This is a genomic window from Pelagibius litoralis (assembly GCF_011683915.1).
In the GTDB taxonomy this organism is placed as follows: domain Bacteria; phylum Pseudomonadota; class Alphaproteobacteria; order Kiloniellales; family Kiloniellaceae; genus Pelagibius; species Pelagibius litoralis.
On the sequence record NZ_JAAQPH010000009.1, the window covers coordinates 222,884 to 235,145 of the forward strand.

The window sequence follows — 12,262 nt, forward strand, 5'->3', positions numbered from 1 at the left end:
CTAGTCTGAACGCTTAGCCATTGGTTTTGCCGGGAGTTGCGCGATCCAAATCATCGCGCCAAGATGATGAAGCAAATGAAACAAAAGATACAAAAGGGGACATAAAAACCACCTCAAAAGGACGGATACCGGGAGCTGAACCATGTTGTTTCAGAAGTTGATGCAAAAGGTCGTCGAGAAAGGCAACTTGCGCCTGATCGGTGCAGGAGGACGGGTTTACGACTGCGGTGACGGCAGCGGGGAACGCTGCACCCTGCGCCTGCATAACCGCGCCCTCGAATACACCCTCGTTCTCAATCCGCCGCTGTACCTCGCCGAAGCCTATATGAATGGCACGATCAGCGTGGAAGAAGGCAGCCTGCGCGGCTTCATCGAGATGCTGGCGCGCAACTATCACGTCCTGGAGAACAACAGGCTTGTCACCCTGGGCTTTGCCCTGGCCCGCCACACCCGCCACCTGAAGCAGTACAATCCGGTCGGCAAGGCCCAGCAGAACGTCGCCCATCACTACGACCTGTCAGGCGAACTCTACGACCTCTTCCTTGATACCGACCGGCAGTACTCCTGCGCCTACTTCCGCAACGGCGATGAAAGCCTGGAGCAGGCCCAGGCCGACAAGAAACTGCATCTCGCCGCCAAGCTCTACCTGAACCGGCCGGGACTGAAACTGCTCGATATCGGTTCGGGTTGGGGCGGCCTCGGCCTCTACATGGCACAGGCCGGCGACTGCGACGTAACCGGCGTCACCCTCAGCACCGAGCAGCACAAGCTGAGCTGCGAGCGGGCGAAGAAGGCCGGCCTGGAAGACCGGGTGAAATTCCATCTGCGCGACTACCGCGAAGACGACAACCGCTACGACCGGATCGTCTCGGTGGGCATGTTCGAGCATGTCGGCAAGAAGAACTACCGCGAGTTCTTCGAAAAGGTCAGCAGCCTGCTGGCGGACGACGGCGTCTTCGTGCTGCACTCCGTCGGGCGCGTGAACGACCCGGGCCCGGTCAACCCCTTCATCCGCAAGTACATCTTCCCGGGCACCGATGTGCCGACCCTGGGCGAAGTGCTGCCGGTGATCGAAGACTGCATGCTGACGGTGACCGACGTGGAGGTCCTGCGCCTGCACTACGCAGAGACCCTGCGCCACTGGGAGGAACGCTTCCAGGCCAACCGGGGCAAGGTCGCCGAGCTTTACGACGAGCGCTTCTGCCGCATGTGGGAGGCCTATCTGGTCGGCTGCGAGATGGGCTTCCGCCACCAGGGCCTGATGGTCTTCCAGATCCAGATCACCAAGAGCGCCACGGCGGTGCCGCAGACCCGCGACTACATCTACGAATGGGAACACCGCCACGCCGGCGAAGCCAGCCAGGCGGCGGAGTAGCAGCCGAGAGAAATCAAAAGAGCCCCCTCACCCCGACCCTCTCCCACGGAGGGGAGAGGGAGAAACAAAAAGGGTCGCCTTAAACCCCCTCTCCCCTCCGTGGGAGAGGGAGGGGCCCGCGCAGCGGGAGGGTGAGGGGGGAGCGCGCTGCCCGCCCCGCTACACGCCGCCCATGCAGAGGTATTTGACCTCCAGGAACTCCTCGATGCCGTACTTGGAGCCCTCGCGGCCGATGCCGGACTCCTTGACGCCGCCGAAGGGGGCGACCTCGGTGGAGATCAGGCCGGTGTTGATACCCACCATGCCGCTTTCCAGCGCCTCGCCGACGCGCCAGATACGGCCGATGTCGCGGGCGTAGAAGTAGGCGGCCAGGCCGAACTCGGTATCGTTGGCCATGGCCACGCCCTCTTCTTCGGTCTTGAAGCGGAACAGCGGGGCGACGGGCCCGAAGGTCTCTTCGCGGGTTATCTTCATCGCGGTGGTGACATCGGTCAGAACCGTCGGCTGGAAGAACGTGCCGCCACGTTCATGCCGGGCACCGCCGAGCACCACCCGGGCGCCCTTTTCGGTTGCGTCGGAGACATGTTCCTCGACCTTCGCCAGCGCCGCAGAGTCGATCAGCGGACCCTGGCCCACACCCTCTTCCTGACCCGGGCCGACCTTCAACTGCTTCACCGCCTCCGTCAGCTTGGCGGCAAAGGCGTCGTAGACGCCCTCCTGCACCAGGATGCGATTGGCGCAGACGCAGGTCTGACCGGTGTTGCGGAATTTGGAGATCATCGCGCCTTCGACCGCGGCGTCCAGATCGGCGTCGTCGAACACCAGGAAGGGTGCGTTGCCGCCCAGCTCCAGGGAAATCTTCTTCACCGTGGAAGCGCATTGTTCCATCAGCAGCTTGCCGATCCCGGTCGAGCCGGTGAAGGAAAGCTTGCGCACAATGGGGCTGGAGGTCATCTCACCACCGATCGCCCTGGCATCGCCGGTCACGATGTTGACGATGCCGGCCGGGATACCGGCGCGCTCCGCCAGCTCGGCAAGAGCAAAGGCCGAATAGGGTGTCTGGGCCGCCGGCTTGATGACCACCGGGCAGCCGGCCGCCAGGGCCGGCGCACACTTGCGGGTGATCATGGCGTTGGGGAAATTCCAGGGTGTGATAGCCGCTACCACGCCGATCGACTGCTTGATCACGACGATCCGCTTGTCGGCCTGATGCTGCGGGATCGTGTCGCCGTAGACGCGTTTGGCCTCTTCCGCGAACCATTCGATGAAGCCGGCGCCGTAGACCACCTCGCCACGGGCTTCGGCCAGCGGCTTGCCCTGCTCCAGGGTCATCAGATGGGCCAGATCCTCCTGGTTCTCCAGAATCAGCTCGAACCATTTGCGCAGAATGGTGGCCCGTTCCTTGGCAAGCAGGCCGCTCCAGGCCGGCCAGGCCTTTTCCGCCGCCTCGATCGCCCGCCGGGTCTCAGCCGCGCCCATGTTCGGAACCGACCCCAGGGTCTCGCCGTTGGCCGGGTTGGTCACGTCGATGACCCCACCGCCGTCGGCGTCCACCCAACGGCCGTCGATATAGCATTGTTCGCGGAACAGGCCGGGATCGGAGAGCCGCGGCGCTGCGGCGGCTAGGGGTTGGGCTTGTGCGGTCATCTCTGGGCTCCTCAGGTCTATCCGGGTATTGTTCCCGGCATTGTCAGATCTTGAGGCGGAGTATAGACCCGTCGGGGGAAAGGACAATTGCCTGGCTTGCAAAGCAGAGCCGCTTGAGCCGATCACCCCAGACCTGCAGGGACCGAGACCAGCAGGAACTGACCAAGATCAAAGCCGCTTACCGCCGTACCGGAGAGAATGACACCATGGTGCCATCAATACAGCGACCCCTCAGCGCAAAAAGCGCCCTTTCCCGTGCCCTGTTCGGCGTCAGCCTGCTGGCGTCGCTGCTGATCCTGCCGCCGGCAGAGGCCGCCGAACGCTGCAGCGAGGAGGTCGCCGAACACCTTGAGGAGCTGCCCCTTGCGGAAGGCGACGTAAAAAGCCTGCGGATCATCGAACGCACCAACATCTCCGATGACTTCGGGCCCGAGATTTTCGGTGTCGATGCCTGGGTCAGGCTGAATTCCTGCAGCGGCTATCTGGTCATCAATATGACCAAGGGCTGCTTCGTCCGCCAGACCTATACCCGCGGCGATTGCCGGGTTGAGGGCTTGCGAAACTACTAGGGCGACCCTACTTCGATCCCAACCGGTAGTGTCTGCCTTTTGCTGCGCAGGCCCGAATCGCTCCACCCATCCCTGCCCCAGGGTTTCATTGCTGACTTGTAAGGCTCCCCAACATGCTCCGGCAGCTTGCTATTTATGCGCTCTTTCCTCTTATCTCCGCTTTTTTCGGCGCCACCGCGTTTGCCCAGGCGCCCCGCAGTTGCACAGCCGAAGCGGGCGAGGTGATTAAAGGCCTGCCTCTGGAAAGCGGCGCCGTGACGTCAATCCGATATGAGCGGAAGCTTAATCCGACCGAGAACGGCCCGGCCGTCCTGGGCATGCGTGCCTGGGTCAGGCTGAATTCCTGCAGCGGGTTTCTCGTCATTGACATGACCCGCAGCTGTTTTGTCCGCCAGAGCTACACCCGGGGCGATTGTTCGGTCGAGGGCGTTACCCGCTACTGACCGTCTGGGCAAGTTGCGTCGGGGCGGCACACACGCAAGCGTGAATGCCTTCCCCCAAATGCGTGACTGGGTTTTCGCCGTCAGCAACTTATCTGACCTTGCAACGAAACATTCTTTTGAGGTCAGATCCGAATGCGCAAGACAGCGATGAAGACAGTAATCGGCGCCCTGGTTGTTGCCGGTTTCGCCGGAAGCGGCGCGGCTTTCGCGAATATCACAGACGACAGGTTCGAGCAGAAGACCCAGGAGCGCTTGGCCGAACTCGACATCGCCGAGAGCGATGTGAAATCGATCCGCCAGGTACTGCTGCGCCGCAAGAACGACCGTGGACCGGATATCCGCGGCGCCGAAAGCTGGGTGCGCCTGAATGCCTGCGATGGTTATCTGGTGATCCAGATGAACCGTGCGGCCTTCGTCAAGCAGACCTATACAACCGGCAACTGCGCAGTGCCCGGCGTATCCAGCTTCTGACCGGCAGCGGTTTCCGGCGGGTCTTTCCCCCGCCGGAGCCCAGGCAGCCATCATCGACCTCTGCGATCTTTGCATGGCAGGGCAGCGGCCCTTGGCATGGTGTTGATGCAACCTATCTTCGAAACCTGGGTAACACCATTTCGGAGTACCGCAATGCCCCTGCGCCTCTTTGCCCTGCTTGGCTTTCTCAGCCTCCCTTTTGGAACAGTCCTGATGGCCGCGTCCGAACCGGCCTCCGCCGCGCTGCGCTGCGAGGCGCAAATCAACGAAGCCCTGGCCAATATGTCGATTCCGCAAAGCGATGTGAAATCGATCAAAGTCGCGCGTCAGGGAAAAGGCGCAAAATCGGCGACGAACTATAGCTGGGACGCCTGGGTCAGGCTGAATTCCTGCAACGGGTATGTAATGGTTCACATGACCCGGACCTGCCACGTGCAGCAGGTCTATACCACCGGCGACTGCAAGGTCGACGGCATGCCGCGCTATTAGAGCATCCTGCGATGGCTTGACGCGTTGGAACCCACGACCTTGCCTAACTGATTGAGTTTCGCCCCTTCCAAGCAGAACGCGGCGTCGGAAAGCCTGAAAACACGGCCGACCGGCGCCGTTGCCGCTTGCAGGCCACCCGCCTCATCGCGCGGCGTCATGCCGCATCTTATATGATATTGATTATCAATCGCAAAATATCTACTCTACCGGCGACATTCAATCAGCCCCCGACTTATGGCCATTTTGAAATGCGTGTCGTTTTCTTCGTTATGCTGATGACGGCCTTGATGCTGTCGGCAGACCCGGCAAAGGCCGGCCAAACGGTTCGGATCGATCAGATCACCGATACCAGCGCAACCGCCGCCTCAGGCATGTTCCGCTTCTCGCCCAACCTCATCTGGATCGAAGCCGGGGAAAGCGTCACCTTTCTCAATTCAAGATCGCACCACACGGTTCACTCCGTTCCCGCGTTATGGCCGGAAGCGGTTGCGCCGGTTGCGATAGCCCACAAACCGGAAGCAATCGTGCGCTTTGATCAGGAAGGTTTCTACGGCTTCACCTGCCGGCGCCACGGGCAATACGGCATGGTGATGCTGGTGATCGTCGGCGCACCGGAGGACCGGAAGACCTTTACGCAAAAGATCGAAAGCATGCGGGCATCGAAACGGGAGAAGACCGCGTTCAACACCTTAATTCAACGATCGCTCGCAGGCCCCCCCCCATCGAATAGGCAATCCAGATACGGTAAGCCCTCTAAGGGGACCGGGCTGAGCCGGCCCCCTTCTCCGATGCAAGAAAACAGACTGTCGGCCTACTGAACGCCGAGCGCCTTTACGGTTTCGATGGTGAGCTGGCCGCTGCTCATGTTGTTGGCCTGTTGGAAGGCATTGACCGCCGACATGGTCTGCGGGCCAAGCACGCCGTCAACCGGACCGGGGCTGTAGCCCTTGGTCGCCAGGGCCGATTGAATCCTGGTTACCACACCCGGCGTGGTGTTGGTCTCGCAGAGGATCGGCCGCCATTCCATGCGCCCGTCATCCACCTTCTCGGTCACCGAGACGCTCTGATAGCGTGCCGGGATCGCCATACGCTTTTCCTGGGACGGCTCCAGCAGTTTGCGAACCTGCACGCTGCTGTATTCGGCCGGCACCTTCACCGACTGGGTGCGTGCGGGTTGGTCGATCACGGTCTTGGTAATCGTCCTGTATTCCGCCGGCACCGAAATCTTGCGCGTTGTCGCCGGTGACTTCAGCACCTGTTTGGAGACGGTCCGGTATTCCGCCGGGATCTCGACCAGGCACATGATCTCGCCGGTCGCCTCGTCTATGCGCTCGATCGGTCCGCGTCCCTTTTTCCAGGTCGTGTAAGCGGGTTTCACCAGCATACGTTCGCTCTGGGTCCCGTAGACGGCGGGAACGGTTTCGATCTTATCGTAGGCCTCGCGCACGAGGATGCGCTCTTCCACCGTTTTGAAGGTCGCCGGAATCACCTCGACCCGCTCACTCTCCTCCTTGATCAGCACCGTCTCGTTGACCATGCCGTAGCGTGCCGGAATCACCTCGATCTTCTCCGAAGCCTCGGCCTCGACAACCTCCTCCGTCAAGGTTCGGTACGTCGGGGGCACGAAGACGCGGGCATAGCACTCACCCGCCTTTGCCTGCGGCGGCAGCAGCATATCCTCCTGTGGTGTCGCCGCGGTCTGCTGCAGAACGGACTCCTGGTCCTTCAGGGCCGCGATCTGCTGTTCAAGATCGCTGTTCTCCGCCCTGACATCGCTGAGCTGCTGCTCAAGGTCGGAGATCTTGGGGGTCTCGGAGACCTGGGGGTCACTACTGGCACAGGCAGCAAGGCTGAGGGCCAGCATTGAAGCCGCTGTCGTTTGAAATACTCGGATAGGGCGCATTTTCCATTCCCTTCGATTGTTGATTCATTATCAAACATCGATGGCCCCATCCCCGGATACACAACCACGCCTTCTCTCTCCGTCTCGGCCCGCTTTCCGCCGCAAATCCCAGATATCGACGGATAGAAACCAAAACCTGAAGGACGCGCGAGCCCCATTACTGTCCCGACCAAAGGGGGGCTCAAGCAAACTATCGGCCCTCAATCATAAAGTGAAAAGGGGCAAATAAATGAAATGCGTAGTTTTTTGATTTAGAAGGTGCTTCATTGCGCCCAGCAGATGAGCTGTAACCCGGTTGTCCCGAAACCACCACAACGCGATCAAAGCCGAGGAATTCAGGCCGGTTCGCGCCTCTTTACCCCACGATTGCGCGGCTTAGTTCGGGACCAGGGCCCCCGGCTCGCCGACGTTGAGGACGCGGCGGATCTCGTCGGTCTTGAAGCCGAGCGCCATGGGGCGAACGGCGCCGGGCAGGATCACGACGTCATAAAGTTCCTCGACCACGCCGTCGATACGCAACCAGTGGACGATATCGCCGCTCTTCAGATCGATCACCATCAGACCGCAGCGCGCGTCGCTGTCGGCCTTGGCCAGGTTGTCGTCCAGCGCCAGGCCGCTGAAGGTGCGGTTTCCGCGCGGCCGCGACAGGCCGACCACGGCAAAGTTGCCGATGAAGCTCAGCCCGCGCAGATAGCCGGGGCAGAAGGCCACCCGCTCGAAATTCCCCTTCTCGGGATCGACATAGCCGAAATACCCGGTCCCTGAATCCAGCAACCAGAGCCGCCCGTTGTGCAGGCGCGGCGAGTGGGGCATCGAAAGGCCGGCGACGACGATCTCGCCCGAGGCCACATCGATCACGCAGCCGCCGTCGCCGCGGCGGTCACGCCAACCGTCGGCGACGTCGGACTGGCTGACCGCCGTCACATAGCGGGCCCGCCCCTCTTGCATCGCCAAGCCATTCAGATGGCAGCGGTCCTCCGCCGCCAGCTTGCTGAGAAAGGGCGATTGTTTTTCTTATAATTCTCATTACCTTAGAGCAGTAATGTGCCCTGGGGAGATACGTGACACATAGTGCAGCAAAGAGTCATATCGCCAGGGATTCCGCCCCTACTCGACGGTGACGGCCTTGGCGAGGTTGCGGGGCTGATCGACGTCGGTGCCCTTTAGGACGGCGGTGTGGTAGGCCAGCAACTGCATCGGCAGGGTGTAGAGCAACGGCGCCACAAAGGGATCAACCGGGGGTAACTCTATCACATGGGCGGCCTCATCGCCGGCCCGGGCTATTCCTTCGGCATCGGAGATCAGGATCACCTTGCCGCCCCGGGCAATCACCTCCTGCACGTTGGCCGCCGTCTTTTCGAACAGCGGCCCGGCCGGCGCGCAGACGACGATGGGAACGTCTTCGTCGATCAACGCGATGGGCCCATGCTTCATCTCACCGGCGGCATAGCCCTCGGCATGGATGTAGCTGATCTCTTTCAGCTTCAAGGCGCCTTCCAGGGCGATAGGGTAAAGCGATCCCCGCCCCAGGTAGAGAACGTCGCGCGCCTCCATCATATCGGCGGCGATCATGCGGATCGTCGTGTCATGGTTCAGGACCTCCGCCACCCTTGCCGGCACCTCCAGAAGCGCCTGGGACAGCGCCGCTTCGCGGGCCGCATCGATGCTGCCTCTTGCGCGCGCCGTAGCCAGCGCCAGACAGGCGAGCACCGTCAACTGGGTGGTGAAGGCCTTGGTCGAGGCGACACCGATTTCCGGCCCGGCCAAGGTCTGCAGCACGGCGTCGGACTCCCGGGCGATGGCACTTTCCGGCACGTTCACCAGGGACAGGATGGTCTGCCCGCAGCGCTTTGCGTAGCGCAACGCCTCCAGGGTGTCGATGGTCTCGCCCGATTGCGAGACAAAGAGCCCGAGGCCGCTTTCCGGCATCGGCGCCTCGCGATAGCGAAACTCCGAGGCGATATCCACTTCGACGGGTTGGCGGGCGATCTGTTCGAACCAGTACTTCGCGATCAGGCCGGCGAAGTAGGCGGTGCCGCAGGCCGATATCGTTATCCGCGAGATGGCGGAAAAATCGATGCCGAGGTCGGGCAGTTGAACCGTTCCACTCAGCGGATCGAGAAAGGAATGCAGACTGTCGCCGATCACCGCCGGCTGCTCGAAGATCTCCTTCTGCATGAAGTGGCGGTACTCGCCCTTGCCGATCATCGCCCCGGAGAACGCCGTCTGCTTGACCTCCCGCTCTACCGGTCGATCCTCGGCATCGTGCACCAGGGCCGCTTCCTTGGTCAGTTCGACCCAGTCGCCCTCTTCCAGATAGCAGATACGGTTGGTCAGCGGCGCCAGCGCCAGGGCGTCGGAGCCGAGAAACATCTCCCCCTCGCCATAGCCTACCGCCAGGGGGGAGCCGCGGCGCGCGCCGATCATCAGGTCATGGCGCCCGGCGAAGACGAACGCCAGGGCGAACGCCCCTTCCAGGCGCTTCAGGGTAGCGGCCACGGCTTCCTGTGGGCTCATCTGCTTTTCCAGATAGTCGCGCACCAGATGGACGACGACTTCGGAGTCGGTCTCGGTTTCAAAGCTGTGGCCGGCCGCCGCCAGTTCGCTGCGCAGCTCCTTGAAGTTCTCGATGATGCCGTTGTGAACCACGGCAACCCGCTCGTTGGCATGGGGGTGGGCATTGATCTCGCTGGGCCGGCCGTGGGTCGCCCAGCGGGTATGACCGATACCGATGGTGCCATCGACCGGCTGGCGCTCCAGCAGCTCCGACAGGTTCACCAGCTTGCCCTCGGCACGGCGGCGATCGATGGAGCCGTTGGTCAGTGTAGCGATCCCGGCGGAATCATAGCCGCGATATTCCAGGCGCTTCAGTCCGTCGACCAGCAACGGGGCGACCGGTGCCAGGCCGATGATGCCGATGATGCCGCACATGCTTCAGTGATCCTCTTGCTTTCCAACCGCCGGTTCGACGCAGAACCAGCGGTTCGGGGAATTGGGGGTTTGGGCCTCAGCCCTGATGACCGTCTTTCTCGGCCTTCTTGGCTTTCTGCTCTGCCCGATAGCTGGCCGCCCGGCCTTCTCGGTTCTGTTGCTCGCCGCGCGCCACCGCCAGGGCGTCTGATGGCACATCGCGGGTGATGGTGCTGCCGGCCCCGACCAGCGCCCCCGGCCCTACATCGACCGGGGCAACCAGTGCGGTGTTGGAGCCGATGAAGGCACCGGCGCCGATGGTTGTGCGATGCTTGGCAAAGCCGTCGTAATTACAGGTGATCGTACCGGCACCGATGTTGGCTGCCGCGCCGACGCTGGCATCGCCGATGTAACTCAGATGGTTCGCCTTGGCGCCTGCCCCAAGCTCGGCGTTCTTTATCTCCACGAAGTTGCCGACATGGACCTTCTCACCAAGACGGGCGCCCGGGCGCAGGCGTGCGAAGGGTCCCAGGATTGCGTCATCGGAAACCTTTGCCCCTTCCAAATGGCAGAAACTTCGAATCTCGACGCGGTCGCCGACCGTAACGCCGGGTCCAAAGAAAACCGAGGGATGTACGGTGACATCGCGCCCCAGCATGGTATCGGCGGAGAACCAGACACTTGCCGGATCGATCAAGGTAACGCCAGCATCCATGGCCCGGCGGCGCAGGCGATCCTGCATGACGCCCTCAACCAGTGCCAGGTCGGCCCGCGAATTCACGCCGAGCACTTCTTCGGCGGGGCACTCGACAACGCCCGCCGGGCGCCCCTCATGATGGGCCAGGCCGAAAATGTCGGTCAGGTAGTACTCGCCCTGGGCGTTATCGCTGCCGAGCCGCTCGATCAAATCGAAAAGGCGTCGCCCGGAGCCGATGACGATACCGGCATTGCAGAGATCGATCTGGCGTTGGGCGGAGTCGGCATCGGCAAACTCAACGATCTTCTCGACCCGGCCGGCGTCGTCCAGGATCACGCGGCCATAGTGGGCCGGATCAGCGGGCCGGAAAGCCAGGCCGACGATCTCCGGCGCGCCCGGCGCAGCCCTGGCCTCCACCATCCGGCTCAGCGTCTCCGCCGTGAGCAGGGGCGTGTCGCCAAAAACCACCAATACCTCGGTCTCGACGATGCTGAGCAGAGGCTGCAAGGCCTCGCGCGCCGCCGCCACGGCATGGCCGGTACCCAGCGGTTTGTTCTGCACAGCACAGCGGCTCGGCGCCACGGCGGCCTCGACATCGGCCATGCCCGGGGCGATCACCACCACCGTCTCTTCCGGGGAAAGCGTGGCGACACAGGACTGCACGTGCCGGAGCATCGGCCTTCCGGCGACCGGGTGCAGCACCTTCGGCAGGTCGGACTTCATGCGGCTGCCTTTGCCGGCAGCCAGGATTACGACGGCGAGTTTGCGATCTGACATAGTTGGATTCGACAAATCAAAAGGGCACTGAAGAAAGGCCGCGTGGATGTTGAGAGGACCAGGATCGTTTTACCAAACCCTTGTCGCTGAACCGGGCGGAGAATGCCACAGGCGAATTTTCCCCAGCAAATCAACAATTGTTGCCGCTTATTACAGTCTGTTGCCAAGTATGACAACCGGGCCGCTGCCATCACTTCGGAGAATGCGGGCCGGCGTCTCTGAGCATGGCCCACAGCCGAAACGGCTGGAGGCAGGTACCGCTGGCACCCGCCCCAAGCCCTGAATGACGGGAGGCGGGTACCGCTGGGTACCCGCCTCCGCCTACTACTTTGCACTCAATAAGCCGAAATCGCGTCAGTAGTTAGCGGCGCGCCATGCCGTTCCGGTAGGAACTGGTGCGGGTCGCTTTGGCAATCGCAGCCATGCGATTGGCCGTCGACGGACGCGACGATGCCAGACGGGCCGCGATCAGGCGACGCGTCGCAATGGCCTTACGGGAAGGCGCCTTGCGGGCGGTCGTCTTACGCGCGGTCGTCTTGCGAGCCGTCGTTTTGCGAGCCGCAGGCTTGCGGGCCGCCGTCTTACGTGCCGCAGGCTTCCGACGCGCTGCCGTCTTACGGGCAGTCGTCTTGCGAGCGGTAGTCTTTTTCACAACGCGCTTCTTGGCGGCCGTCTTGCGAGCCGGGCTCTTACGAGCCGTGGTCTTGCGAGCGGTCGTCTTCCGCGCGGCGCTCTTACGAACTACGCGCTTCTTGGCGGCCGTCTTGCGAGCCGGACTCTTACGAGCCGTCGTCTTGCGAGCGGTCGTCTTCCGCGCGGCGCTCTTACGAACTACGCGCTTCTTGGCGGCCGTTTTGCGAGCCGGGCTCTTACGAGCCGTGGTCTTGCGAGCGGTCGTCTTCCGCGCGGCGCTCTTACGAACTACGCGCTTCTTGGCGGCCGTCTTGCGAGCCGGACTCTTACGAGCCGTCGTCTTGCGAG

At 62.4% G+C, this 12,262-nt stretch carries 11 protein-coding genes and 1 pseudogene; 6 read left to right on the forward strand and 6 right to left on the reverse strand.

What is annotated here, in order from left to right; genetic code table 11:
- Positions 1–142: 142 nt before the first annotated feature.
- Positions 143–1,375, forward strand: coding sequence for an SAM-dependent methyltransferase (locus tag HBA54_RS13680; RefSeq protein WP_167225440.1), 1,233 nt, complete (start codon positions 143–145; stop codon positions 1,373–1,375).
- 159 nt (positions 1,376–1,534) lie between these two features.
- Here HBA54_RS13680 and gabD read toward each other — a convergent pair whose 3' ends face one another.
- Positions 1,535–3,022: an NADP-dependent succinate-semialdehyde dehydrogenase gene (gene gabD, locus HBA54_RS13685; protein WP_167225442.1), complete on the reverse strand. Its 1,488-nt coding sequence runs from the start codon at positions 3,020–3,022 to the stop codon at positions 1,535–1,537.
- Positions 3,023–3,135: 113 nt separating this feature from the next.
- Here gabD and HBA54_RS13690 point away from each other — a divergent pair, with 113 nt between their 5' ends.
- The 5 genes from HBA54_RS13690 (at position 3,136) to HBA54_RS13710 (ending at position 5,812) form a co-directional block, all read left to right on the forward strand.
- Entirely contained in the window at positions 3,136–3,591 is a 456-nt protein-coding gene (locus HBA54_RS13690) for a hypothetical protein (protein WP_167225444.1), read from the forward strand.
- A gap of 254 nt (positions 3,592–3,845) precedes the next feature.
- Positions 3,846–4,034, forward strand: a complete 189-nt coding sequence (locus tag HBA54_RS13695) for a hypothetical protein (protein ID WP_167225446.1) — start codon at positions 3,846–3,848, stop codon at positions 4,032–4,034.
- 147 nt (positions 4,035–4,181) lie between these two features.
- Positions 4,182–4,505, forward strand: a complete 324-nt coding sequence (locus HBA54_RS13700) for a hypothetical protein (RefSeq protein ID WP_167225448.1) — start codon at positions 4,182–4,184, stop codon at positions 4,503–4,505.
- Positions 4,506–4,718: 213 nt separating this feature from the next.
- Positions 4,719–4,994 (forward strand): hypothetical protein, encoded by a 276-nt coding sequence (locus tag HBA54_RS13705; RefSeq protein ID WP_167225450.1) that lies wholly within the window; start codon positions 4,719–4,721, stop codon positions 4,992–4,994.
- Positions 4,995–5,119: 125 nt separating this feature from the next.
- Entirely contained in the window at positions 5,120–5,812 is a 693-nt protein-coding gene (locus HBA54_RS13710; RefSeq protein WP_167225452.1) for a plastocyanin/azurin family copper-binding protein, read from the forward strand.
- Here HBA54_RS13710 and HBA54_RS13715 read toward each other — a convergent pair.
- The 5 genes and pseudogenes from HBA54_RS13715 to HBA54_RS13735 all read right to left on the reverse strand — a co-directional run.
- Complete coding sequence (locus HBA54_RS13715) at positions 5,806–6,858, reverse strand: peptidoglycan-binding domain-containing protein (protein WP_205944638.1); 1,053 nt, start codon at positions 6,856–6,858, stop codon at positions 5,806–5,808. The genes HBA54_RS13710 and HBA54_RS13715 overlap by 7 nt on opposite strands.
- 414 nt (positions 6,859–7,272) lie before the next feature.
- Positions 7,273–7,893: pseudogene (locus tag HBA54_RS13720) on the reverse strand (TIGR03032 family protein); the annotation flags it as partial.
- Between the two features lie 111 nt (positions 7,894–8,004).
- Complete coding sequence (glmS, locus tag HBA54_RS13725; protein WP_167225456.1) at positions 8,005–9,828, reverse strand: glutamine--fructose-6-phosphate transaminase (isomerizing); 1,824 nt, start codon at positions 9,826–9,828, stop codon at positions 8,005–8,007.
- Between the two features lie 76 nt (positions 9,829–9,904).
- On the reverse strand, positions 9,905–11,281 hold the full coding sequence (glmU, locus tag HBA54_RS13730) for a bifunctional UDP-N-acetylglucosamine diphosphorylase/glucosamine-1-phosphate N-acetyltransferase GlmU (protein ID WP_167225458.1): 1,377 nt from the start codon (positions 11,279–11,281) through the stop codon (positions 9,905–9,907).
- A gap of 361 nt (positions 11,282–11,642) precedes the next feature.
- Positions 11,643–12,262: histone H1-like repetitive region-containing protein (locus HBA54_RS13735; RefSeq protein WP_167225460.1), on the reverse strand; the 620-nt coding region annotated here is incomplete at its 5' end.